General features: G+C 74.3%; 21 protein-coding genes. 12 read left to right on the forward strand and 9 right to left on the reverse strand.

Features of this window, described 5'->3' with window-relative positions; all coding sequences use genetic code 11:
* Nucleotides 1-55 precede the first annotated feature (55 nt).
* The 4 genes from GA0070607_RS14080 to GA0070607_RS14095 form a co-directional block, all read right to left on the reverse strand.
* On the reverse strand, nucleotides 56-865 hold the full coding sequence (locus GA0070607_RS14080) for a TIGR03084 family metal-binding protein (protein ID WP_089018611.1): 810 nt from the start codon (nucleotides 863-865) through the stop codon (nucleotides 56-58).
* Nucleotides 866-902: 37 nt separating this feature from the next.
* A complete protein-coding gene (locus GA0070607_RS14085; RefSeq protein WP_089018612.1) occupies nucleotides 903-1,508 on the reverse strand; it encodes a TetR/AcrR family transcriptional regulator in 606 nt (201 codons plus the stop codon).
* A gap of 77 nt (nucleotides 1,509-1,585) precedes the next feature.
* Complete coding sequence (locus GA0070607_RS14090; protein ID WP_089021848.1) at nucleotides 1,586-2,329, reverse strand: metallophosphoesterase family protein; 744 nt, start codon at nucleotides 2,327-2,329, stop codon at nucleotides 1,586-1,588.
* Between the two features lie 135 nt (nucleotides 2,330-2,464).
* Nucleotides 2,465-3,142: a Crp/Fnr family transcriptional regulator gene (locus GA0070607_RS14095; protein ID WP_007073398.1), complete on the reverse strand. Its 678-nt coding sequence runs from the start codon at nucleotides 3,140-3,142 to the stop codon at nucleotides 2,465-2,467.
* A 143-nt stretch (nucleotides 3,143-3,285) separates the two neighbouring features.
* On the opposite strand from GA0070607_RS14095, the gene GA0070607_RS14100 reads away from it, so the two are divergent.
* The 6 genes from GA0070607_RS14100 to GA0070607_RS14125 all read left to right on the forward strand — a co-directional run bounded on the left by GA0070607_RS14100 (nucleotide 3,286) and on the right by GA0070607_RS14125 (nucleotide 8,548).
* Nucleotides 3,286-3,948, forward strand: coding sequence for an adenosylcobinamide amidohydrolase (locus GA0070607_RS14100; protein WP_089018613.1), 663 nt, complete (start codon nucleotides 3,286-3,288; stop codon nucleotides 3,946-3,948).
* Between the two features lie 56 nt (nucleotides 3,949-4,004).
* Nucleotides 4,005-5,177 (forward strand): CapA family protein, encoded by a 1,173-nt coding sequence (locus GA0070607_RS14105; RefSeq protein ID WP_089018614.1) that lies wholly within the window; start codon nucleotides 4,005-4,007, stop codon nucleotides 5,175-5,177.
* A gap of 40 nt (nucleotides 5,178-5,217) precedes the next feature.
* The gene (nth, locus tag GA0070607_RS14110; RefSeq protein ID WP_089018615.1) at nucleotides 5,218-6,006 is read left to right on the forward strand and encodes an endonuclease III; all 789 of its coding nucleotides are present in this window, start codon (nucleotides 5,218-5,220) and stop codon (nucleotides 6,004-6,006) included.
* Nucleotides 6,003-6,617 carry a TlpA family protein disulfide reductase gene (locus GA0070607_RS14115; protein WP_089018616.1) on the forward strand — a complete coding sequence of 205 codons (615 nt, stop codon included), beginning with the start codon at nucleotides 6,003-6,005 and terminating at the stop codon, nucleotides 6,615-6,617. Before nth ends, GA0070607_RS14115 begins: the two co-directional genes overlap by 4 nt.
* Complete coding sequence (locus GA0070607_RS14120; protein WP_089018617.1) at nucleotides 6,614-7,306, forward strand: NUDIX hydrolase; 693 nt, start codon at nucleotides 6,614-6,616, stop codon at nucleotides 7,304-7,306. The genes GA0070607_RS14115 and GA0070607_RS14120 overlap by 4 nt, the downstream gene beginning before the upstream one ends.
* Before the next feature lie 63 nt (nucleotides 7,307-7,369).
* A complete protein-coding gene (locus tag GA0070607_RS14125; protein WP_089018618.1) occupies nucleotides 7,370-8,548 on the forward strand; it encodes a MarP family serine protease in 1,179 nt (392 codons plus the stop codon).
* Nucleotides 8,549-8,560: 12 nt separating this feature from the next.
* Here GA0070607_RS14125 and GA0070607_RS14130 read toward each other — a convergent pair whose 3' ends face one another.
* The 3 genes from GA0070607_RS14130 to eccCa all read right to left on the reverse strand — a co-directional run bounded on the left by GA0070607_RS14130 (nucleotide 8,561) and on the right by eccCa (nucleotide 14,740).
* Complete coding sequence (locus GA0070607_RS14130; protein WP_089018619.1) at nucleotides 8,561-9,292, reverse strand: phosphatase PAP2 family protein; 732 nt, start codon at nucleotides 9,290-9,292, stop codon at nucleotides 8,561-8,563.
* A 55-nt stretch (nucleotides 9,293-9,347) separates the two neighbouring features.
* A complete protein-coding gene (gene mycP / locus GA0070607_RS14135; protein ID WP_089018620.1) occupies nucleotides 9,348-10,682 on the reverse strand; it encodes a type VII secretion-associated serine protease mycosin in 1,335 nt (444 codons plus the stop codon).
* Nucleotides 10,683-10,756: 74 nt separating this feature from the next.
* Nucleotides 10,757-14,740, reverse strand: coding sequence for a type VII secretion protein EccCa (gene eccCa, locus GA0070607_RS14140; protein WP_089018621.1), 3,984 nt, complete (start codon nucleotides 14,738-14,740; stop codon nucleotides 10,757-10,759).
* Nucleotides 14,741-14,841: 101 nt separating this feature from the next.
* Between eccCa and eccD the strand changes: the two genes are divergently transcribed.
* On the forward strand, nucleotides 14,842-16,245 hold the full coding sequence (eccD, locus tag GA0070607_RS14145) for a type VII secretion integral membrane protein EccD (RefSeq protein ID WP_089018622.1): 1,404 nt from the start codon (nucleotides 14,842-14,844) through the stop codon (nucleotides 16,243-16,245).
* Between the two features lie 31 nt (nucleotides 16,246-16,276).
* Here the strand turns inward: eccD and GA0070607_RS14150 are convergent, their stop codons facing one another.
* The gene (locus GA0070607_RS14150; RefSeq protein WP_089021849.1) at nucleotides 16,277-16,783 is read right to left on the reverse strand and encodes an inorganic diphosphatase; all 507 of its coding nucleotides are present in this window, start codon (nucleotides 16,781-16,783) and stop codon (nucleotides 16,277-16,279) included.
* 589 nt (nucleotides 16,784-17,372) lie between these two features.
* On the opposite strand from GA0070607_RS14150, the gene dacB reads away from it, so the two are divergent.
* The 3 genes from dacB to tilS all read left to right on the forward strand — a co-directional run bounded on the left by dacB (nucleotide 17,373) and on the right by tilS (nucleotide 20,974).
* Nucleotides 17,373-18,809: a D-alanyl-D-alanine carboxypeptidase/D-alanyl-D-alanine endopeptidase gene (gene dacB, locus GA0070607_RS14155; protein WP_172899188.1), complete on the forward strand. Its 1,437-nt coding sequence runs from the start codon at nucleotides 17,373-17,375 to the stop codon at nucleotides 18,807-18,809.
* Between the two features lie 91 nt (nucleotides 18,810-18,900).
* Nucleotides 18,901-19,971, forward strand: coding sequence for a zinc-dependent metalloprotease (locus tag GA0070607_RS14160; RefSeq protein ID WP_089018624.1), 1,071 nt, complete (start codon nucleotides 18,901-18,903; stop codon nucleotides 19,969-19,971).
* A gap of 10 nt (nucleotides 19,972-19,981) precedes the next feature.
* Nucleotides 19,982-20,974 (forward strand): tRNA lysidine(34) synthetase TilS, encoded by a 993-nt coding sequence (tilS, locus tag GA0070607_RS14165; protein ID WP_089018625.1) that lies wholly within the window; start codon nucleotides 19,982-19,984, stop codon nucleotides 20,972-20,974.
* A gap of 10 nt (nucleotides 20,975-20,984) precedes the next feature.
* Here the strand turns inward: tilS and GA0070607_RS14170 are convergent, their stop codons facing one another.
* Nucleotides 20,985-21,947, reverse strand: coding sequence for a GlxA family transcriptional regulator (locus GA0070607_RS14170; protein ID WP_089018626.1), 963 nt, complete (start codon nucleotides 21,945-21,947; stop codon nucleotides 20,985-20,987).
* Nucleotides 21,948-22,085: 138 nt separating this feature from the next.
* On the opposite strand from GA0070607_RS14170, the gene GA0070607_RS14175 reads away from it, so the two are divergent.
* Complete coding sequence (locus tag GA0070607_RS14175) at nucleotides 22,086-22,235, forward strand: hypothetical protein (RefSeq protein ID WP_157743155.1); 150 nt, start codon at nucleotides 22,086-22,088, stop codon at nucleotides 22,233-22,235.
* A gap of 100 nt (nucleotides 22,236-22,335) precedes the next feature.
* The gene (gene hpt, locus GA0070607_RS14180) at nucleotides 22,336-22,911 is read left to right on the forward strand and encodes a hypoxanthine phosphoribosyltransferase (protein WP_074315138.1); all 576 of its coding nucleotides are present in this window, start codon (nucleotides 22,336-22,338) and stop codon (nucleotides 22,909-22,911) included.
* The last annotated feature ends 45 nt before the right edge of the window (nucleotides 22,912-22,956 follow it).

Genomic DNA, 22,956 nt, shown 5'->3' on the forward strand with positions numbered 1-22,956 from the left:
TCCCGCCAGGCGGTGAACCGGTCGCCGTAGAACCCGGAGGCGTTGCCGATGCGGATCACGCCCGTACTCCGTGCTCGCCACCCGGCGTCGCGGACGGCTCCCGGCCGGCGCCCGACGGGCCGGCGAAGGCCTGCGCCACGTCGAGCCACTCGTCGGCGACCGGCCCGGTGGCCAGCAGCGCGAGGTCCGCGCGATGCCGGCGCTGGGTGACCAGCAGGCAGAAGTCCCGGGCCGGGCCGGTCAGCCGGTCGGCGGCGTCCGCCGGACCCCAGCTCCACGTGTCGCCGCCGGGCCCGGTCAGCTCGACCCGGACCGGCGCCGTCGGTGCCGGTCGGCCGTGCGCGGCGAAGCCGTGCCCGAGGGTACGCACGCCGAGGTGCGCCACGTGCCGGAGCCGGTCGCTGGCGGGGCGGACGACGCCGAGCGCGTCGGCCACGTCCTCGCCGTGCGCCCAGGTTTCCATGATCCGGGCGGTCGCCATCGAGGTGGCCGACATCCGGGTGCCGTACCAGGGCAGTTTCTCGCCGGCCGGGACGGCGGCCAGCGCGGCGGCGAGCGCCGTCCGGCCGGCGCGCCACCGGGCCAGCAGTTCGGCCGGCGGGGCGAGGAACTGCTCGGCGCCGTGGTCGACCAGTCGGGCCGGATCGGGTGCGGCGCTCACCGTCGCGAAGAAGGCCGCCGCGTCGGTGGCGGCCAGCAGCGCCACGTGGTCGGTCCAGGCGAGGTGGGCGACCTGGTGCGCGATGCTCCAGCCCGGCGCGGGGGTCGGCCGGGCCCAGTCGGCCGCCGGTAGCGGAGCCACCAGGGCGTCCACCTGGTCGGACTCGTCGGCCAGGTCCGTGAGCAGGTCGCTGAGGTCAACCATTGTGCCTCCGGTCGGTGCGGGCCGGTGCGGCCGGCGGTCAGGGCGTGAGCAGAGCGGCGAGCTGGCGCTTCCAGGTGGTCAACAGGGCGGTACGCCGGGCCGAGTCGTCGTTGAGCAGGTTCGCCACGCCCAGCCCACGAAGCAGGTCGAGGGTGGCCTGCACCGCCTCCCGGACGCCGGGGCGGCGCTCGTCGACGCCGAGGAGGGCGACGGTGAGCCGGTGCATCTCCCGGCCGACCGTCGCCTCCAGAGGGACGAGGGCTTCCCGAAGCTCCCGGTCGGTGCGGGCGGCGACCCAGAGTTCGAGCGCGGCCACGAAGAGCGGCCCGGTGAAGGCCACGCCGAGCAGGTCGATCACCCGGTCCAGCCGCTGCGGCCCGGCCGGCAACGCCTCCGCCTCGGTGCGCAGCTCGTCGGCTCGGCGCTCGGCGAGGTGGGCGACGGCGGCCGTGACCAGCGCGGCCTTGGTGGGGTAGTGGTGCAGCTGGGCGCCCCGCGAGACTCCGGCCCGGGCCGCGACGACGGTCGTGGTGGTGCCGGACCAGCCGTGCTCGACCAGGCAGTCGACGGTGGCCTCCAGCAGTCGGGCCTGGGTGGCCCGACTGCGCTCCTGCTGAGGGACACGCGTCGATGCGGTGGACATGGGCACAGCCTGCGGCCTACGAAACAAACAGTCAAGACTGACTTTTTCTCGGCCTCCGCGACGACGGGTGCCGCCTCTCAGCGACCGTCGCGCGGAGCGAAGACCGCCAGCGCCTCGGCGTCGCTGTACTGGGAGCGCAGGTACTCGTCGACCCAGGCGACGGCATCGGGGAAGGTGGATTCGGCGGCCACCCGAGCGCAGGCCGCGTCCACGTCGAACGCGGTGCTGCGTAGTTGCACCCCCGGCCCGAGCAGCGCCCGCCACGCGCCCGCTCCGCCGTACGACATGCCGACGCTGCCCGCGTTGACCACCAGGCGGCGGTCGACCAGGCGGGCGAACGGCATGTGGGTGTGGCCGCAGACCACCGTGCCGATCTCCGGCGGGAGGCCGGCGAACACCTCCGACCAGCGTGCCATCCGGGAGTCGACGAGCACGACCTCCTCGTCGTCGCGGGGCGTCGCGTGGCAGAACAGCGTCGGGCCGAGGCCGTCGATCTCCAGCGTCACAGTTTTCGGCAGCGCGGCGAGCCGGGCCACCTGGTCCTCGCGCAACTGCCCGGCGGCCCAGTTCGACACCTCGATCGAGGCGGGCCGGCCGGCGCGGGCCTCGACCAGCTCGCGGTCGGCGTTGCCCCCGACCCAGCAGATCCGCTCGCCGAGGCCGGCGAGCAGGTCGAGCACCTCGACCGGTTGCGGGCCGGCGGCGATGTCGCCGGTGAGCACGATCAGGTCGGCGGCGGCGACGTCCGGTTCGGCCAGCACCGCCTCCAGTGCGGGCAGCACCCCGTGGACGTCGGACAGGACGGCGACTCGGCTCAGCATCGCCCCACCCTCCCGCCGGACCGGCACACCGTCCAGCGATTCTGCGCCGGGCAGAGGAGAACGCGGTGCGCGCCAGGCCACAACGAGACGTCCCCGCCCACCGTCATCGACGGCGGGCGGGGACGGACGTGCTGCTCAGACGCGGGCGCGGCGGGCCAGGCGCTCCGGGTCCAGGATGATGATGCTCTTGCCGTCCAGCCGCAGCCAGCCGCGCGAGGCGAAGTCGGCAAGCGCCTTGTTGACCGTCTCCCGGGAGGCGCCGACGAGCTGGGCGATCTCCTCCTGGGTGAGGTCGTGGGTCACCCGCAGCACGCCACCGTCGCGGGTGCCGAACCGACCGGCCATCTGGAGCAGGTTCTTGGCGACCCGACCCGGCACGTCCGTGAAGATCAGGTCGGCGAGCGAGTCGTTGGTCCGGCGCAGCCGCCGGGCGAGCACCCGGAGCAGCTGCTCGGCGATCTCCGGACGGTTGTTCAGCCACGGTCGCAGCGCCTGCTTGCGCAGCCGCACGAGCCGGGTGTCGGTCACCGCAGTGGCGGTCGCCGTACGCGGACCCGGGTCGAAGAGCGACAGCTCACCGACCATGTCCGACGGGCCCATCACCGCGATCAGGTTCTGCCGGCCGTCCGCCGCGCGGCGTCCAACCTTGATCTTTCCAGACAGCAGGATATAGAGGCTGTCACCGGGCTCGCCCTCATTGAAGACGACCTCGCCCTTGCGGACCTCGATCGTCTCCATCTCCTTGGCGAGCGCCTCGGCAGCCTCCGGGTCTACACCCTGGAAGATCCCGCTGCGGGCCAGTACCTCGTCCATCGCGCACCTCCGGTTGCGCGTGCCGTCCGTCGGCCGGGTCCGCCGTCCGCTGATCCCCTCGCGCGCCGCCAAGTCTAGGCGCACGTGAGCATGAATCAGAGGTCGCCCCTGGAATCTTGATCGGTGGGCGTAACCTGCCCGACGTGCTGAGCGAGCCGATTCTGACCAGCCGCACCGAGGACGGGCGGGACATCCCGCTGCTCGTCTGGCGCGCGGACGGGCCGCTGCGTGCCGTCAGCAGCGGCCCGCTGGGCGGTGGGATCGGCGTCCGGCGCTGGGTCGTCAACGCCACAGTGCCGATGTCGTACGACCGGGACGACCCGGCCGCGCACCTGGCCTCGCTCGCCACCGACCTGGCCCTCGACGGGCCCGGGGTGGGCCTGCTGACCGGCGTCGATGTGGGCGAGGTGGTGAGCCGGAGCGACACCGGCGTTCGGGCCTGGGCGACGGTCGGGCTCGGTATCCCGGTGCCGGCCGCCGCGCCGGCTCCGGCCGCGCTCACCCAACGGGTCGGAACGGTCAACATCGTGGTGTACGTGCCGGCCCGGCTCGCCGATTCAGCTCTGGTCAACGCGGTGGCCACCGCGACCGAGGCGAAGACCCAGGCGATCAGGGACCTGGGGTTGCCGGGAACCGGCACGCCGACCGACGCGGTCACCGTGCTCTGTCCGGTGGACGGGCCGGAGGCCGCGTACGGCGGGCCGCGCTCCGTCTGGGGCGGCCCGCTGGCCCGAGCGGTGCACGCCGCGGTGTTCGCCGGCGGCGACCGGCCGGTCGTGCCCTGGTCGGAGCGCCTCACCGGCTGAACTTCCGGCCGATCGGCCCTCGTCGGCGCGTTTAACGACCGGTAGGGTCGCCAACGATGTACGCTCCCGAGCCCCTCACCCCCCGCCCGCGCCGCCGCGTGGCCCTCGGCCTCGCCGCGCTGCTGGCCGCCCTGCTCGTCGCCGGCTGTGCGGACTCCGCGGAGGCGCCCGTCTGGCAGCCGGGTGCCGGCGGCGGTGGCACCGGCGCGCCGGTGGCGACGGCCGGCCCGAAGGGCAGCGGCGGCCCGACGACCTCCGGCGGCGCCATCTCGCTCTCCGCCACCGGCGACATCATCATGGGCAACGCGCCGAACCGGCTGCCCGCCGCCGGCGGGAAGGGCTTCTTCAACTCGGTCACCGGGGCGCTCAAGGCCGACCTGGTGATGGGCAACCTGGAGGAGCCGCTGACGGTGGACACCGGCACCGGCAAGTGCGGGGTCAACTCCACCCGCTGCTTCCAGTTCCGCGCCCCACCGGAGTACGCCGCGCACCTGCGGGACGCCGGCTTCGACGTGCTCAACCAGGCCAACAACCACGGCTACGACTACGGGCCGAAGGGTTACCGGAACACCCAGCAGGCGCTGGAGAAGTACGACCTGGAGCACACCGGCGCCCCCGACCAGATCACCGTGGTCGACGTCAAGGGCGTCAAGGTCGCCGTGGCCGGCTTCTCGTCGTACGTCTGGTCCAACAGCCTGGTCGACATCACCAAGGCGAAGGCGGTGGTCGCCAAGGCCGCCACGATGGCGGACCTGGTCGTGGTGCAGGTGCACATGGGTGGCGAGGGCGTCGAGAAGACCCGCGTGAAGCCGGGCACCGAGATGTTCCTGGGCGAGAACCGGGGCGACCCGGTCAAGTTCTCGCACGCCATGATCGACGCCGGCGCGGATCTGATCGTCGGGCACGGGCCGCACGTGCTGCGCGGCATGGAGTTCTACCGGGGTCGGCTGATCGCGTACAGCCTGGGCAACTTCGCCGGTGGGGGCAACTCGCTGAGCAACGACGGCCGGCTCGGCTGGGGCGGTGTGCTCAAGGTGTCGCTGAAGCCGGACGGCACGTGGGCCGGTGGCTCGTTCGCCTCGACGTACATGAACTCCGCAGGCAAGCCGACGATGGACCCGGACGACCGGGGCCTGGGCCTGGTCACCGAGCTGAGCCGCAGCGACTTTCCCAAGGGCGGCGCCCGGTTGGACGGGCAGGGCAAGATCTCCGCGCCGACCGGCGGTTGACCCGGCGGGTACGTGCGGGGCGCGACGTAGGCTGACCGTCGTGACCAGTAGCCCTCCCGGTGCCAGCGAGACCGACCTCGGGCGCAAACGGCGTGCCCGAAAGATCGGCCGGGTGCTGGCCGAGACACACCCCGACGCGCACTGTGAGCTGGACCATTCCACCCCGCTGGAGCTGGCCGTCGCCACCATCCTCTCCGCGCAGTGCACGGACAAGAAGGTCAACGAGGTCACTCCGAAGCTCTTCGCCCGCTACCCGACCGCCGCGGCGTACGCAGGCGCGGACCGGGGCGAGATGGAGGAGCTGATCCGGCCCACCGGCTTCTACCGCAACAAGACCGACTCACTGCTCAAGCTCGGTCAGGCCCTCCTCGACCGGTACGACGGCCAGGTCCCCGGCCGGCTCGTCGACCTGGTCACGCTGCCCGGGATCGGCCGCAAGACCGCCAACGTGATCCTGGGCAACGCCTTCGACGTCCCCGGCATCACCGTCGACACGCACTTCCAGCGGCTGGTCCACCGGTGGCGGCTGACCACCGAGACCGACCCGGTCAAGATCGAGCACGCGGTCGGCGCGCTGTACGACAAGCGCGACTGGACAATGCTGTCGCACCGGATCATCTTCCACGGGCGACGGGTCTGCCATGCCCGCAAGCCGGCCTGCGGCGCGTGCACGCTGGCCAGGCTCTGCCCCTCGTACGGCACCGGGCCGACCGAGCCGGCCGCCGCCGCCAAGCTGCTCAAGGGGCCCCGGGCGCGCGACCTCGCGGCGGCCGCCGGCGTCGACCCGGAGCTGGTGCCCGCCCAGGCGGTTGCCGCGGAGGTGCCGTGAACCGGCGCCTCGCCCTGCTGGTCCTGCCGCTGCTGCTGCTCGTCGTCGCCGGGTGCACCACCGGCGCGGACGACGCCCCCGTGCCCAGGGCGACCGCCGCCGAGCGCCCGTCGCCGTTTCGGGACTGCGCCGCGCTGAGCACGGCACCCACGGCGGGCGCGGCCACGGCGGCACCCGCCACCGGCGGGGAGTTGCTGCCGGAGCTGAGCCTGGCCTGCTTCACCGGCGGCGCTCCCGTCGCGGTGCGGGACGTGGCCGGGCCGGCTGTGATCAACGTGTGGGCGTCCTGGTGTCCGCCGTGCCGCAAGGAACTGCCCGCCTTCCAGCGGCTCAGCGAGCGCGCCGCCGGCCGGCTCCAGGTGGTCGGGGTGAACAGCCGGGACAGCCGAAGCGGCGCCCAGTCGATCGGCGAGGATTTCGGCGTCCGGTTCCCGATCCTGGTCGACCAGGGTGAGGCGCTGCAACGGGCGCTGAACCGCAACGCCATCCCGCTGACCCTCTTCGTCGACGCGCAGGGCCGGATCCGGCACATCGACGCCACCGGCGCGCTCGACGACGCCCGACTCGCCGAGCTGGTCCGTCAGCACCTCGGCCTGGCGGTGTCGGCGTGACCCGCCGCCCGCCGGAGTGGATCGAGCCGCTGCTGGCCCGGCTGGGCACCGCCCGTGCGGAGGACTTCACCCGACTGACCACCCCGGCCCAGGGCGGCCGGGAGAGCGCCGTGCTTGTGCTGCTCGGCGAGCAGCCCGGCGCCGGCCCCGACGTGCTCGTGCTGCAGCGCGCCGCCACCCTGCGCAACCACGCTGGTCAGCCGGCCTTTCCCGGTGGCGCAGCCGACCCCGAGGACACCGACGTCCGCGCCACCGCGCTGCGCGAGGCGAACGAGGAGGTCGGCCTCGACCCGGCGAGCGTGACAGTGCTGGCCGAGCTGCCAAAGCTGTGGATCCCGGTCAGCGATTTCGTGGTCACCCCGGTGCTGGCCTGGTGGCACGACCCGCACCCGGTGCACCCCCGGGAGCCCGCCGAGGTGGCGCACGTGGCCCGGCTGCCAGTCAGCGAGCTGGTCGACCCGGCCAACCGGCTGCGGGTCCGCCACCCCAGCGGCTGGATCGGGCCGGCGTTCTCGGCGCGCGGCATGCTGGTCTGGGGGTTCACCGCCGGGGTGCTGGCCACCCTGCTGGAGATGGGCGGCTGGGCCCGCCCGTGGCCGCGTGGCCGGGTCGTCGAGCTGCCGCCGACCGGTGCGACGCCGGCACCCTCGGCCGGCACCGACGACGCCGACGAGACCGCCCTGCGCTGACCGCACAGTCACCTTCCGCATGCGATGGTCATCTGTCGGGCGCCCTGCCCGTACGCTGGACCCGTGTCCGTCGTGGATCTCGTCCTGCTGCTGCTCATGCTCGTGTTCGCGATCAGCGGATACCGCCAGGGCTTCGTCATCGGAATCCTGTCGCTCTCCGGCTTCTTCCTGGGGCTGCTGCTGGGCCTCCAGCTCGGGCCGCTGTTCGCCCGGCAGTTCGTGGACCCTGGCATCCGGGTGCTGATCTCGCTCGTGGCGGTCTTCGGGCTGGCCGTGGTCGGGCAGGCGCTCGCCGGCTGGCTCGGCTCGCACCTGCGCAAGACGATCACCAGTGAGGTCGGCAAGCAGGTCGACGACGTCGGCGGGGCGTTCGTCTCGCTCTTCGCGGTGCTCCTGCTCGCCTGGCTGGTCGCCGTGCCGCTCGGCTCGTCCTCGGTGCCCTGGCTCGCCGCCTCGGTACGCAACAGCGCGCTGATCACCGTGGTGAACCAGGTCCTACCGGAACAGGCCCACGAGCTCTCCACCGCGCTGCGGGACACCGTCGACACCGACGGATTCCCGGACGTCTTCGGTGACCTCGCACCAACCCGGGCCCGGCAGGTCGAACCTCCCGACCCGGCGTTGGCCGGCTCCCAGGTGGTGGTGAACGGCCAGCGGTCGGTGGTCAAGGTGCTCGGCTCCGCGCCCGGCTGCTCGCGCCGGATCGAGGGTTCCGGCTTCGTGTACGCCGACGACCGGGTCATGACCAACGCGCACGTGGTGGCCGGCACCCGCTCGGTGTCGGTGGAACTGGGTGGCGACCGGTACGACGGCGAGGTGGTGGTCTACGACCCGGACCGGGACCTGGCCGTGCTTCTCGTACCAGGGCTGCCCGGCCCGTCGCTGCGGTTCGCGGCCGGCAACGCCGGCAGCGGTACGGACGCCATCGTGCTCGGCTTCCCGCTCGACGGCCCGTACAACGCGCAGTCGGCGCGTGTGCGCGACGTCGACCGGATCACCGGGCCGGACATCTACGCCTCCGGGGACGTCAACCGGGAGATCTACACGATCCGGGCGTTGGTCCGCAGCGGCAACTCCGGCGGACCGCTGGTATCCGCCAACGGCCTGGTGCTCGGCGTCATCTTCGCGGCGGCGGCCGACGACCCGAACACCGGCTTCGCGGTGACCGCCGCCGAGGCGCGCCCGGTGGCGCTGGCCGGCGCGGAACGCAACCGGCGCGTCGGCACCGGCGAGTGCACCTGAGGCCGGCTCGGGTCAGCTACGAGGGAGATCGCTGCGTGACCGCCAACCGGTGAACGCCGCGGTGGTCGCCGCGACCACCGCCGCACCCAGCAGCCACCCGCCCAGCACGTCGCTGGCCCAGTGCACGCCGAGTGCCACCCGGCTCAGGCCGGTCAGCGCGGCGACCAGCACCGCGGTGACCCAGAGCGCGACCCGCCACCGCCCGGCGTACGGCAGGACCACCACCAGCAGCACCCCGGCCGCCAGGGTGGCGTTAAGCGCGTGCCCGGAGGGGAACGCGTACCCGGCGGCCCGGGCAACCGGGTCGAGCAGGTCCGGCCGGTCGCGGCCGACGAGCAGCTTGAGCAGGGGGCCGATCAACCCGCCCACCACCATGGTGGTGGTCACCCACAGGGCCAGCCGGCGGGCTCCCCGGCGTAGCAGCCAGATCACCACGAGCAGGGCGACGGCCCGCAGCGGCATCGGCGCGAACACCTCGGTCCAGACCCGCATCAGCGCGACCCAGGCCGGATGGTCGAGCGCGTAGCCGTGCAGCGCGTCGGTGGCCGTCGCGTCCAGCCGGTGCAGAGGCGCCCAGCCCCCGAGCACCAGCAGGGCGAGCAGCGCGAACGGCACAAGCACCAGGAACGCCGCCGCCGCGGCCAGGGTCAGCCGCAGGCCCAGCGAATGATCCGGGTCGAGTCGGCGGCGCCACCAGGACGGGTGGGTGGCGCGGGCCAGGGTGCGCGGGCCGGGCGTGCTCATGGGCACGGTTCTACCCCACCGAAGGTGCGCTCAGCCCTGCGGCTCCGGCAGCCGATCAGCGGGCCCGCTGACGGAACCGCCGCACCATCAACGCCGCGCCGGTGATCAGGGCGACGAGGAGCGCGGCCCCGGTCCACAGCCGCTCCGGCGCCGAATCGGCCTGCCCGCCCGCCGCCCGGGCCGTCCACCGGGTCTGCTGCCGGGGGGCGGTGAGACCGAGCGGGTCGCTGCCGGCGCCGGTCACCGGGTCGTTGTCGGCGGAACCGGGGGCCGGGCCGAAGCCGACCACGCCCGGCGACGTCTGGTCGTCCAACGGGTTGGCGGTCACCGGGGGGACCTGTGCGGTCAGCGCGGCCACCGGGTCCACCGCCCCGTACCCGAAGCGGTCGTCCCGCCCGGTCGGGCCGAGGTCGCGCGCGGTGGCCAGCAGCCGGTTGACCACCTCGCCGGCCGGCATCCGCGGATAGCGGGACCGCACCAGCGCGGCGGTGGCGGTCACCAGCGGCGCGGCGAAGCTGGTGCCCTGCACCCGCCAGTACCCGTCCGGGGACTTGGCGCCGACCAGCCCGGTGGCGGGTGCGGTCAGCACCGTCGCCCGCCCGGTGATCGAACCGGACCAGAGATTGTCGCTGCTGCGTTCCAGGCCGGCGACCGCGATCACGCCCGGTTCGCGCGCCGGATACCAGACCTTGGAGTTGCTGGAGGTGGCCAGGTTGCCGGTGCAGGCGACCACCACCACGTCCCGGGCGAACGCGTAGTCCAACGCCGCGGCCAGGGCGGGGCTGTCGCCGCTGCCGCCCAGCGACAGGTTGATCACGCTGGCGCCATGGTCGACCGCCCAACGCACACCCTGGGCGACGATCAACGCGTCGTCGTAGCGGTTCTCGTCGTCGAGCACGCGCACCGGCAGGATCCGGGCGTCCGGCGCCAGGCCGACCACGCCCCGCTTGTCGTCCTTCCGACCAGCGATCAGGCCGGCGACGGTGGTGCCGTGCCCCACCGGATCCGGCCCGGCGCCGCCGTCAGGGCCGACCAGATCGACGCCGGACAGCACCTGGCCGGCCAGGTCGGGATGCCGGGCGTCCACTCCGGAGTCGATCACCGCGACTGTCACACCCCGCCCGGTCGAGCTGCGCCAGGCTGTCTCGGCACGCAGCTCGTCGAGCTGCCACTGCTCGTCGCGGACCTGGTCGGTGCGGCTCACGCTGTCACCGGGGGCGAACACCACAGGTGCGCCGGCGAGCTGTCCGCCGGTGGCGGGCGCGGCGACGGGCGCGGCGGCGGGGGCCACGACGGCGAGCACCGCCACCACACCGAGCAGCACCCGGCCGGTTGCCCGTCGGGCCGCTGCCGGACAGCTGTGCCGAACCCCAGTCACATCCTCAGCCATTCATCCCGACGGAACCATGACGATCGGAGATTACCGGTTTCCCCACCTGTCACGGGAGGAACTGGGGAGACACGTCACGGCGGCGGCAGCTGAGCGAGCTGGACCAGGCGTACGCCCTCCCGCCGGGTGACCAACCGACCACGGCCCGGTGGCAGCGGCCCGGGCCGGACCGGGCCGACCAGCGCGCCCTCCTCCGGGCTGCCCGCCATCACCAGGCCGGCCGTGGACAGCTCCCGCAGTCGCTGCACGATGGACTCGTACTGGGCCCGGCCCGCGCCGCCGGAGCGGCGGGCCAGCACCAGGTGCAGGCCGACGTCGCGGGCGTGCGGCAGGTGCTCCTCAAGGGCCCGCAACGGGTTCGCCGGCCCGGCCGCCACCAGGTCGTAGTCGTCCACAAGCACGAAGAGCTCCGGCCCGGACCACCAGGACCGGTCGCGCAGCTGCTGCGGGGTGACCTCCGGCCCCGGAGCCCGCCGCTCCAGGTAGCCGGCCGCCGACTCGACGAGGTCTGCGGTGTGCGCCGCAGCGGTGCCGTAGCCGATCAGGTGCGGCGTCTCGATGGCGCCGAGCAGGCTGCGCCGGTAGTCGACCAGGATCACCCGGGCCTGCTCCGGGGTGAACCGGGTGATGATCGAGGTGGCCAGCGCGCGCAGGAACGACGACTTGCCGCACTCCGCGTCCCCGAAGACCACGAAGTGCGGCTCGATGGCGAAGTCGAGCACCACCGGGCGCAGGTCCGCCTCGGCGATACCGATCGGCAGCCGCAACCCGGTCGTCGCCGCGAGATCCAGCTCGGCGTACGGCAGCACCGGCGGCAGCAGCCGCACCCGGGGCGCCGGACGGCCCGACCAACTGCCGGCGACCTGCTTGACCAGGTCGGCGGTGTCACCGCTCCCGGCGGCGAGCTGGGGTAGCGCGGTGAGGAAGTGCAGGCTCTCCGCGGTGACTCCCCGTCCGGACCGCTCCGGAACGTTCGCCGCCGCCCGCCGGGCCACCAGCGAGTCGGCCGGGTCGCCGAGGCGCAGCTCCAGCCGGGAGCCGAACAGGTCCCGGATCGCCGGCCGGAAGTCCAGCCAGCGCAGCGCCGTGGCCACCACGTGCAGCCCGTACGACAGGCCCCGGGTGGCCAGCTCGGTGACCAGTGGCTCCAGGTCGTCGTACTCGCCGCGCACAGTGGTCCAGCCGTCGATCACCAGGAACACGTCGCCGAACGGGTCGGCGCCCGGCTGGCTGGCCGCACCCGCCGCGGCCCGGCGCTGCCGATACGCGGCCATCGACTCCACACCCAGCTCGGCGAAGCGGCGTTCCCGATCGGCCAGCAGGGTGGTCATTTCGCCGACTGTGCGCCGCACCGCCGTCGGGTCGGCGCGGCCGGTCACCCCGCCCACGTGCGGCAGGTCGCGCAGTGCGGCCAGCCCTCCACCGCCGAAGTCGAGGCAGTAGATCTGCACCTCGGCCGGGGTGTGGGTGAGTGCCAGCGCGCAGATCAGCGTGCGCAGCGCGGTGGACTTGCCGCTCTGCGGCGCACCGACCACCGCGACGTGCCCGGCCGCGCCGTCCAGCGCCAGCCAGAGCAGGTCCCGACGCTGTTCCAGCGGCCTGTCCACCACGGCCACCGGCACCCCGAGCGCGCCGTGCAGCTCCGGGTTGCCCACGGTGAGCCCGCGCGCCGGGTCCATTTCGACCGGGCCGAGCAGATCGTCCAGGGCCGGCGGCTGGCCGAGCGGCGGGAGCCAGACCTGGTGCGCGGGCGGGCCCTGCCCGACGAGCCGGTCGACCAGCAGGTCGATCAGGGTCTCCCGGCCGCTCTCCTCCTCCGCCACGACGGGCGCGGTCGAGCTGACCGGCTCGGCGACGGGAACGACGTGGGTGGTGAAGGCGAGCAGGCGGGCACCGCCCCCGCCGGTGGCGCCGGTCGGCGTGGCCCGGCGGCGGACCGGGCCGGAGACGTACGCGGCCCGGAACCGGGCCAGCGGGTCCGTGCCGGCGCGCAGGTAGCCGTGGCCCGGCGAGCGGGGCAGCTCGTGCGCGTCCGGCACCCCGAGCACGGTCCTGGATTCCAGTGCGGAGAAGGTCCGCAGCCCGATCCGGTACGACAGGTGGGTGTCGAGCCCCCGCAGGCGTCCCTCCTCCAGGCGCTGGCTGGCGAGGAGCAGGTGCACGCCGAGTGACCGGCCCAGCCGGCCGATCTGCACGAACAGGTCGATGAAATCGGGTTTCGCGGAGAGCAGCTCGGAGAACTCGTCGCAGATCAGCAGCAGGGACGGCAGCGGGGCCAGCGGGCTGCCGGCCGCCCGGGCCCGTTCGTAGTCGCGCACGCTGGCGAAGTTGCCGGCGCGCCGCAGCAGCTCCTGGCGGCGGATCAGCTCCCCGTTTATCGCGTCCACCATCCGGTCGACCAGGGGCAGCGCGTCGGCCAGGTTGGTGATCACCGCAGCGGTGTGCGGCAGCCGGTCGAACGAGGCGAAGGTGGCGCCGCCCTTGAAATCGACAAGCACGAAGTTGAGCTGTTCGGAGCTGTGCGTGACGGCCAAACCCAGCACCAGCGTGCGCAGCAGCTCGGACTTGCCGGAGCCGGTGGCTCCGATGAGCAGGCCGTGCGGGCCCATCCCGTCCTGGGCGGACTCCTTGAGGTCCAGCTCGATGGCGCCGCCGTCGGCCCCCACCCCGATCGGCACCCGCAACCGGTCCCGGGCCGAGCGCGGCGTCCAGCCCTGCTCGGCGGTGAAGCTCTCCGGGTCGCCGAGGCCGAGCAGTTCGGGCAGGCCCAGCTCGGCCTGGAGCGGTGCGTCCGGGCCACGTGCCGCCCCGGCCAGGCGCAGTGGCGCCACCCGTCGGGCGACCGCCTCGGCGTCGGCGGGGTCGAGCTGGTCGGCGGTGCCCACCTCGGCGTGCCCCTCGAGCGACCAGGAGTGCAGCCGCCGGCCGCGTAGCTCCAGCAGCAGCGCGTACCGGTCGAGCAGGCGCGGCGGCGGGGTGTCCAGGTCCAGGATGGTGACCGCGTCGATGCCGCCGTCGCCGGTCAGGTCGGTGGCACCGGTCAGGTCGCCCCCGTCGAGGACCACCACCACGTGCGGGCCGTCGGTGGCCGGGCCGGCCGGGCTGAACCGGGACCGGCTGGTCAGCACGTCTCCGAGCAGTCGTTCCAGCTCGGCGGCGGAGCTGCTGACCAGCCGGACCGGGCCGAGCGCGTCGGTGCGGCCGGGATGGTGGGCGTGCGGGAGCCACTTCACCCACTCCCAGACGGCCCGGCGTTCCGGCCCGGCGCAGATCGCGACCAGCAGCTCGTCGGGCGCGTGGAAGACGGCCAACTGGGTCAGCACCGCCCGGACCAGCGCCTGTGCGGCCTGGTCACCGGTGGGCGGACCGTTGGTGGCCGGGCCGCTGGCGGAACGGCCGCCGGCCCGCACGTACACCCGGGCGAAGCTGCGCAGCGACAGCGCCACCGGCAGGTCCGGCACCACGGAGTACGCGTCCAGAAAGCGGCGCAGCGCGCCGGCGGTCATCGGTTCCAGCTCCTCCAGCGGTCGGGTGACCGGTGGGACGAGTGGGGTGGCCAGCGTCTGCGGACCGACGGCGACCCGGACCACCGCGAAGTCCGGGTCGGCGGGACGCCGCTCCCAGACCCGGTGGCTGTCCACCGTCGACCACAGTCGACCCGGGTCCGGGTGCCGGTAGTAGAGCCCGGCCCGCTGCCGCTCGACGGTCTGCCGGACCCGGCGGCGCAGCGTGGCCAGGTGGCGCAGGTACTCCCGGCGGGCAGCCATCATCTCGGACTTCTTGGGGGTGCCCGAGGCGCTGCCCCAGGAGGTCACCAGCATCGCCAACGAGGAGAGCCCGAACATCCCGCCCACCACGTACGAGTAGGCGCCGCCGCCGCGGCCGAACATCATCGCCATCGCCACAGTGCCGCCGAGCATGGGCAGCAGCATGAGCATCTGCTGCCACCGTCCACCGGTCACCGCGGGGATCTCCGGCGGTGCCTCGACCGGTAGCTCACCTGCCGGGATCTCCGGCGCCGGCCGCCGAGGCGGACGCTTGATGACGACTGTGGACACTCGGCCTCCTGACTGCGCTGGGTAACCCGAGCCTGGCTCATGGTAGGTAAAGTCCTGTCGTCCGCGCAGCCTCCGATCCCCCTCGATATGGAGATCAGTCGATGACAACCGGGCTGGCCCGCGTCACCATCAGCGCGCCGCAACGGCGGGTGGACGTCGCCCTGCCGGAGCAGGTGCCCCTGGCCGAGCTGTTGCCCGACGTGCTCCGACACGCCGGTGAAGGGTTGGCCGACGACGGCGAACGGCACGGCGGCTGGGTGCTGCGCCGCACCGACGGCGCCCTGCTGGTGACCGCTCAGGCGCTGTTGCCGCAGGGGGTCCGCGACGGTGAGGTACTGCACCTGGTGCCGGCCCGCGCCCACTGGCCCGAGCTGGAGTACGACGACGTGGTGGAGGCGATCGCCGACGGCGCCCGTCGCCGCGGCGGCGCCTGGTCGCCCACCGCCACCCGGGCGGCCGGTCTGGCCGGCGCCGCGGTGCCGCTCGCCGTCGGGCTGCTCGCCCTGCTCGTCGGTGGTCCGGCGTACCGCGGCGGCTGGCTGGCGGCGGCCGTGGTGGCGGTGCTGCTCACGGTGGCCGGGACGATCGCCTCCCGTGCCAACGGCGACGGCGCCGCCGGGGCGACCCTCGGCGGCTACGCCCTGCCGTACGCGTTCGTGGCCGGCGCCCTCGCGGTCGGCTCGGGCGACCCGGTCGGCTTCTTCGGGCCGGCGCGCTGGGTCGGCGCGCCCGAACTGCTGGCCGGTTCGGTGGCGCTTCTGCTGGTCGCCCTGCTCGGGCTGCTCGGGGTGGCCAGCCGGCTGCGGGTCTTCGTGGCCGGTGTCACGGTCGGGCTGGTCGGCGCCGGGGCGGCGCTCGGCGGACTGCTGCTGACCCCGGCGGGCACGGCGGCGGTGCTGCTCAGCGCGTTGGTCTTCGCCGTCGGGGCGATCCCGCTGCTGGCCATCCGGCTGGGCAAGCTGCCGTTGCCGCCGGTCACCCTGCCGGCCGCCGCCCCCACCGTGGAGCCGGAGCGGGCCCGGGACCTGCCGGACCAGGGCCGGGTGCATGCGGCGGTGACCCGCACCGAGGAGATGCTCACCGGGATGCTGCTCGGGCACGCGCTGCTGGCCGTGGCCGCGGCGGCGGTGCTGGGGGTGGCCGGCGGCACCGCCGGCCGGGTGCTGGTGGCGGTGACCTCGGCCGTGCTGCTGCTGCGGTCCCGGCTGTTCGTCGCGCTGCGGCACCGGGTACCCACGGTGCTCGCCGGTCTGGCCGGCTACGCGGTGCTGGGCACGGTGCTCGCCGGGCGGGCCGACGACGCCGGGCGGCTGGCGCTGGTCCTCGGCGGGGCGGCGCTGGCCCTGGTGGCCGTCGCGGCCGGCACCGGGTACGCCCGCCGGCCGGTCTCGCCGTACCTGGGCAGGACCGCGGACCTGACCGACACGGCGCTGGTGGTCGCCGTGGTGCCGGTCGCCTGCGCGGTGCTCGACCTGTACGACCGGGCCCGGGGGCTGCTCGGTTGAGCGGCCCCCGGGCCCGGCACGTCAGCGTTCGTCAGTGCGCGGCTTCGCCGCGCGCCTCGGCGTCCCGGGCCCGCTTGTAGGAGGCGTGGATCTCAGCCTCGGCCTCGGTGCGGCCGACCCAGGTCGCGCCCTCCACCGACTTGCCGGGCTCCAGGTCCTTGTACACCTCGAAGAAGTGCTGGATCTCCAGCCGGTCGAACTCGCCCAGGTGGTGGATGTCGCGCAGGTGCTCCTGGCGGGGGTCCTCGTAGGGCACGCAGAGGACCTTGTCGTCGCCGCCCTTTTCGTCCGTCATCCGGAACATGCCGATGGTGCGGCAGCGGATCAGGCAGCCCGGGAAGGTCGGCTCGGGGACCAGCACCAGGGCGTCCAGCGGGTCGCCGTCCTCGCCCAGTGTGCCCTCGATGAACCCGTAGTCCGCCGGGTACTGGGTGGAGGTGAAGAGGGTGCGATCCAGCCGGATCCGGCCGGTCTTGTGGTCCACCTCGTACTTGTTCCGGTGACCTTTGGGGATCTCAACCGTCACGTCGAAATCCATCTGCACGCTCCCTCGTCTGCCCACGCTGGCTAACGGAAACCACTGGCGGCCCACTCGGACAGGTGAATGCCCACCCGCCGACTCCGGCCGCCGCATAGTCTTCGGACCGAAGTAGTGTCACCCAAGCCGATTTTCGCTGGGGGAGGAGGGGGTCGTGGGGAGGGAAGATTCACACTACCGCCCGGACGGGGGCGCCGCGCGCGGTACCGGACGATCCGGCTCCGGTGGTGCCACCGGTCGGGTCCCGGTGCCCGACGCCCACCTCCCTCGGGCGGCGGAGCCGCCGCCTCCGGCACCGGACGCGGTTCCCGACCGACCCCCGCCGTTGCCCTGGCGCCCGCCCGCGGGGTCGGCTCCCGTGGGCCCGAACGCCGGTCGCTTCCCGACCCTCGACGGCAACCGGCCGACGAGCGCCCCGCCGAGCGGGAGGGCTGCGATCCCGACCAGCCCGGCCCCGGGCCACCCGCCGTCCGGCGGCGAGTCGACAATCCCGATCCCGACCGGCGTCCCACCGCTGGGCCCGCCGATCTCCGCGCTGCCCGCGTCCGGCGGCGCCGCGTCGCCTCCCGCGCCCACCGGTGCCGCACCGCTGCCCACGCCCGCCGCGCCGCGCCGGCGGCTGCCGGTGGTGCTGGGCCTGGTGCTGCTGCTGGTGCTCGCCGGCGTCGGGGTCGGCCTGACCCGGCCCGGCCCGGTCGCCGGATGGCTGGGCGACGACGCCGGGCCGGCCCGGAACTCCGCCGGGGCGACCCCGGAGCCCGACCCGGCGGACGTGCTCGCCGGCCCGGACCCGAACGCCCCCCTGCCCAGCGCCGACGGGGTACGCGCCGCACTGGACCCGCTGGTCGGGGTGGCCGACCTGGGTGACCGGGTGAACGTCTCGGTGGCCGACGTGACCTCCGGCCACACGCTGTTCGCCAAGGGGGCGGACGACGGGACGGTGCCCGCCTCGGTGACCAAGCTGGTGACGGCTGTGACCGTGCTGGCCGCCCGTGGCCCCGCGTACCGGATCCCCACCCGGGCCGTGGCCGGCGCCCAGCCCGGTGAGGTGGTGATCGTCGGTGCGGGCGACCCCACGGTCGCGGTCGACAAGAAGGGCTACTACCCGGGCGCGGCACGCCTCGACGACCTGGCCGCCCAGGTGCGTACCGCGCTCGGCGGCGTCGCCCCGACCAGGGTCATCGTCGACGGCTCGATCTACTCCGGCCCGGTCTACGGCCCGGGTTGGGACGACGACATCCCCACCGGCGGGTCCGGCGGGGCGGTGACCGCGTTGACGGCCGACGGGGCGCGCAGGGACCCGGGCGTCGGGCAGGGTGCCGCCGAGCGGTTCGCTGAGCCGGACCTGGCCGCCGGCCGGTCGTTCGCGCGGCTGCTCGGCGTACCGACCGACGCCGTCAAGCGCGGCACGGCCCCGGCCGCGGCCGCCGGTGGCGCCGCCCCGGCACCCGGCAGCGAGCTGGGCGTGGTGCAGTCGCCGCCGCTGATCCGGCTGGTCGACATCATGATCAGCGAGAGTGACAATCTGCTGGCCGAGGCGCTGGCACGGCAGGTCGCGCTGGCCCGCAACCAGCCGGCGTCGTTCGACGGGGCCGCCGCGGCGATGGACGCCCAGGTGGCCGAGCTGGGCCTGCCCGCCGACGAGATCACCCTCTCCGACGGCAGCGGGCTGTCCCGCCGCAACCGGATCAGCCCGTCCCTGCTGACCGACCTGGTCCGGCTGGCCGCCAGCCCCGACCATCCGGAGCTGGCGGGGGTCTTCGGCGGCCTGCCGGTGGGCGGCTGGTCCGGCACCCTGGGCGACCGCTACCGCAACGCCCCCGGCACCGGTGCCGGTGCGGGCACCGTGCGGGCGAAGACAGGCACGCTGACCGGTGTGCACGCCATCGCGGGCCTGGTCACCACGGCCGACGGCCGGCTGCTCACCTTCGCGGTGCTCACCGACAAGGTGCCCGGCGGGAAGGAGACCGCCCAGCCGGCGCTGGACCGGATCGCCGCCGCGCTGGCGAACTGCGGCTGTAGCTGACCGTCGCAGGCACGGGTCTGCGGTCGGCGTGCGGCCGCGACCACCGTCGCGAGCCCGGGCCGGGGTGTTGCGGCGCGGGTACGGTGGGTCCATGGCGCAGTTCGTGGACTGGGATCTGGCCGCCGCCACCGCGGGGGCGTTGAGCAAGTCGGGCCCCCGGGTGTCGTACGCCGAGGCCACCGACGTGGTCGGCGACCTGCGGCGGCTGACCGACGAGGCAGCCGGGCACGTGGCCGACTACACGGGGCTGCGGGCGCAGGTGGCGCACCCGCCGGTGCGGGTTGTCGACCGCCGGGACTGGGCCGCCGCCAACATCGCCGGGCTGCGTGAGGTGATCACTCCGTTGGTCAGCCGGCTCTCGGGCGACAAGCAGCCCGGCGCGCTGACCGAGGCGATCGGGTCCCGGCTGACCGGGGTGCAGGCCGGGACCGTGCTGGCCTACCTGTCCGGCCGGGTGCTCGGCCAGTACGAGGTCTTCTCCGCCGACCCGGGCCAACTGCTGCTGGTCGCGCCGAACATCGTCGAGGTGGAGCGCAAGCTCGGCGCCGACCCGCGGGACTTCCGGCTCTGGGTGTGCCTGCACGAGGTCACCCACCGCACCCAGTTCACCGCGGTGCCATGGATGCGGGCCTACTTCCTGAGCGAGGTGCAGGCGTTCGTGGACGCCTCGTCCAGCGGCGGGGAGCACCTGATCGAGCGGCTGCGGCGCGGGGTGGCCACCCTGTCCGAGGCGGTCCGCGACCCGGAGAGCCGGACCAGCGTGCTGGACATCGTGCAGACCCCGGCGCAGCGGGCGGTGCTGGACCGGCTCACCGCGCTGATGACCCTGTTGGAGGGCCACGCCGAGTTCGTCATGGACGGCGTCGGCCCGCAGGTGATCCCGAGCGTGGAGCGGATCCGGGCGTCGTTCAACCGGCGCCGCGAGGCGGGCAACCCGCTGGAGAAGGCGATCCGCCGGCTGCTCGGGGTGGACGTCAAGATGCGCCAGTACGCCGAGGGGCGCAAGTTCGTGCACGGCGTGGTCGAGCGGGTCGGCATGGACGGGTTCAACACGATCTTCAACTCGCCGCTCACCCTCCCCCGTCTCGCCGAGCTGGGCGATCCGGACGCCTGGGTGGCCCGGGTGCACGGCCCGGCCGGCACCTTCCCGGCCGCCGGCTGACCGTCCGCCGGTGGCCGCACTCGCCCCGTCGGTGGCCGCGATCCGGCTGGCGGTCCGCCGCGCGCTGACCGGGCTGCCGTCCGCCGGTCCGGTGCTGGTCGCCTGCTCCGGCGGTGCCGACTCGCTCGCCCTGGCCGCGGCCACCGCGTTCGTGGCGCCCCGGCTGGGTCGGGCCGCCGGCCTGGTGACCGTCGATCATGGCCTGCAGGCCGGCTCCGCGCAGCGCGCCGAGATGGTGGCCGCCTGGGCCCGGGAGGCCGGGTTCACCTCGGCGACGGTGGTCCGGGTGGAGGTGGCCGGCCGGCCGGGCGGACCCGAGGCGGCCGCGCGGGAGGCCCGCTACCAGGCGTTGACCGAGGTCGCCGGCCAGCACGGCGCGGTGGCGGTGCTCGCCGGGCACACCCGCGACGACCAGGCGGAGACTGTGCTGCTGGCGCTCGCCCGGGGGGCCGGCCCGCGCGGGCTGGCCGGGATGCCCGTCCGGCGGGACCTGGCCGGGGTGCCGCTGCTGCGCCCGCTGCTGGAGATCAGTCGGGAGCAGACCCGCGCCGCGTGTGAGGTGCTCGGGTTGAGCCCGTGGCAGGACCCGCACAACACCGACCCGTCGTACGCCCGGTCCCGGGTGCGGGCCGACGTGCTGCCGGCGCTGGTGCGGGCGCTCGGGCCGGGCGTGCTGGACAATCTGGCGCGTACCGCCCGGCTGGTGGCGGCCGACAACGCCGCCCTCGACGATGTGGCGCAGGAGGCGCTGGCGGCGGCCCGGCATCCCCGGGGCGGGCTCCGGGTGCCGGACCTGGTCGCCCTGGCCCCCGCCGTACGCGGCCGGGTACTGCACGCGTGGGCGCGCGAGCTGGGCGCTTCGCCGAGCGCCCTGTCGTACCGGCACGTCGCCGCGCTGGACGCCCTGGTCACCGGGTGGCACGGCCAGGGCCCGGCCGACCTGCCCGGCGGTGTCCGGGTGCTGCGCAGCGCCGACCGGCTGGCGCTGGTCGACCCCACCTGACCGGCCCGCCTCAGGCGGTGTGCTCGCGGTCGCGGAAGGTGGTCCGGTAGCCGTGCGGGGTGGCGCCCACCCGGCGACTGAAGTGGTGGCGCAGCGCCGCCGCGTCGCTGAAGCCGGCCTGGTCGGCGACTGCCTCGACGCTCAACGGGGTTTCCTCCAACAGCCGGCGGGCGAGGAGCACCCGCTGGTTGGTGAGCCAGTCGTGCGGGGTGGTGCCGGTCTCGGCGCGGAACCGGCGGGCGAACGTGCGCGGTGCCATGCCGGCTCTGGCCGCCAGCTCCTCCACCGTGATCGTCCGGTCCAGGTGTCCCATCAGCCACTCCAGCACCGGCTCGAGGGTTGGGGCCTCGGGCGCCTTCGGGATGGGCGCTTCGACGTACTGCGACTGGCCGCCGTCGCGGTGCGGCGGAACCACCATCCGCCGGGCCAGCCGGGTCGCGGTGGTCGAGCCGTGCTCCTGGCGGATCAGGTGCAGGCAGGCGTCGATGCCGGCTGCGGTGCCGGCGCTGGTGAGTAGCCGGCCGTCCTGGACGTACAGCGCGTTGCAGCGCACCCGGGCGCGCGGGTGCCGACGTTGCAACTCGTCGACGTACCGCCAGTGGGTGGTGCACTCCCGGTCGTCCAGCAGCCCGGCCGCGCCGAGTACGAAGGCGCCGGAGCAGACGCTGAACAGGTGTGCGCCGCGGGCGTCGGCCCGGCGCAGCGCGTCGAGCACCGGGCAGGGAACGGTGGTGCCATCGCTGTGCGCGGGCACGGCCACCAGGTCGGCGTCCTCCACCGGGCCGAGGTCGGCGTGCGGGGTGAGGTGGAAGCCGGATGAGGTACGCACGGGCGCGCCGTCCGGGCTGCACACGCGGAAGCGGTAACCGGGGAAGCCGTCGGCCGTGCGGTCGGTGCCGAACACCTCGGCGAGCACGCCGAGCTCGAACGGGGCGACCTGATCGAGGGCGAGGACGGCCACGGAGCGAAGCATGTGACGAGGGTAACCCGAGGGGTGGCAGAAAATCGATGCCCAGTGGCATTACTGCCACTGTCCGGTCGGCGCGAGTCGTCGCAGACTGGTCTCAGTCCGGTGCGCACCGGCGGCGAAACCGACAGCAACCATGCGAAAGTGAGCGCCGCCATGGAGTTCCTGCTCTTCCTCCTGTTCCTCGTCCTGCTCGCCGCCGCCTCGACGGCCGGCCTCACCACCGACAGCCGTGATTCGGCCGACTGGAAGCCCAGCGACAACGGCCGCCGCTGGCGGTCCCGTACCAGCTGATGTGTTTGGTGAGTTTTGCGACGAAAATCCCGGGCGGGACCGCGCCAAAAGGTGCGGCCCCGCCGACGGAGGCCATCCGACGTACGGCAGGCTAGGAGTCATGGCTGACGGCTCCTGGTACGACGCCGACATCGACCACGTGATCATTTCCGAGGCGCAGATCCGCGAGAAGACCGCGGAACTGGCCAAACAGGTCTCCGCCGACTACGCCCACGTGGGCGACGGACTGCTGCTGGTCTGCGTGCTCAAGGGCGCGGTGATGTTCATGGCGGACTTCGCCCGGGCGTTGGGTCGCAACGGCCCCCCGGCCGAGCTCGACTTCATGGCCATCTCCTCCTACGGCCAGGGCACCACCTCCTCCGGAGTGGTCCGCATCCTCAAGGACCTCGACCGGGACATCGCCGGCCGGCACGTGGTGGTCGTCGAGGACATCGTCGACTCCGGGCTGACGCTGTCCTGGCTGCTGCGCTACCTGGAGTCCCGCTCCGCGGCGAGCGTCGAGGTGGTCGCGCTGTTCCGCAAGCCGGACGCGGTCCGGGTGCCGGTCCCGGTCAAGTACGTCGGCTTCGACATCCCGACCGAGTTCGTGGTCGGGTACGGCCTGGACTTCGGTGAGCGATACCGGGAACTGCCGTACGTCGGGGTGCTCAAGCCCGAGGTCTACGCCCGGTCCTGAGGCGGGCCGGAGCCACGAACGCCAGGCCCGGCGGCCATGCGAGGT

The sequence above is a fragment of the Micromonospora coriariae genome, assembly GCF_900091455.1.
In the GTDB taxonomy this organism is placed as follows: Bacteria; Actinomycetota; Actinomycetes; order Mycobacteriales; family Micromonosporaceae; genus Micromonospora; species Micromonospora coriariae.

Excerpts from the sequence above, each read along its gene's own strand:
- GA0070607_RS14085 (WP_089018612.1), bottom strand. The coding sequence starts at position 1,508 with ATGTCCACCGCATCGACGCGTGTCCCTCAGCAGGAGCGCAGTCGGGCC.
- GA0070607_RS14095 (WP_007073398.1), bottom strand. The coding sequence starts at position 3,142 with ATGGACGAGGTACTGGCCCGCAGCGGGATCTTCCAGGGTGTAGACCCG.
- mycP (WP_089018620.1), bottom strand. The coding sequence starts at position 10,682 with ATGGCTGAGGATGTGACTGGGGTTCGGCACAGCTGTCCGGCAGCGGCC.
- GA0070607_RS14090 (WP_089021848.1), bottom strand. The coding sequence starts at position 2,329 with ATGCTGAGCCGAGTCGCCGTCCTGTCCGACGTCCACGGGGTGCTGCCC.
- GA0070607_RS14130 (WP_089018619.1), bottom strand. The coding sequence starts at position 9,292 with ATGAGCACGCCCGGCCCGCGCACCCTGGCCCGCGCCACCCACCCGTCC.
- GA0070607_RS14160 (WP_089018624.1), top strand. The coding sequence starts at position 18,901 with ATGGCGCAGTTCGTGGACTGGGATCTGGCCGCCGCCACCGCGGGGGCG.
- hpt (WP_074315138.1), top strand. The coding sequence starts at position 22,336 with ATGGCTGACGGCTCCTGGTACGACGCCGACATCGACCACGTGATCATT.
- eccD (WP_089018622.1), top strand. The coding sequence starts at position 14,842 with ATGACAACCGGGCTGGCCCGCGTCACCATCAGCGCGCCGCAACGGCGG.
- GA0070607_RS14105 (WP_089018614.1), top strand. The coding sequence starts at position 4,005 with ATGTACGCTCCCGAGCCCCTCACCCCCCGCCCGCGCCGCCGCGTGGCC.
- GA0070607_RS14080 (WP_089018611.1), bottom strand. The coding sequence starts at position 865 with ATGGTTGACCTCAGCGACCTGCTCACGGACCTGGCCGACGAGTCCGAC.
- GA0070607_RS14170 (WP_089018626.1), bottom strand. The coding sequence starts at position 21,947 with ATGCTTCGCTCCGTGGCCGTCCTCGCCCTCGATCAGGTCGCCCCGTTC.
- GA0070607_RS14150 (WP_089021849.1), bottom strand. The coding sequence starts at position 16,783 with ATGGATTTCGACGTGACGGTTGAGATCCCCAAAGGTCACCGGAACAAG.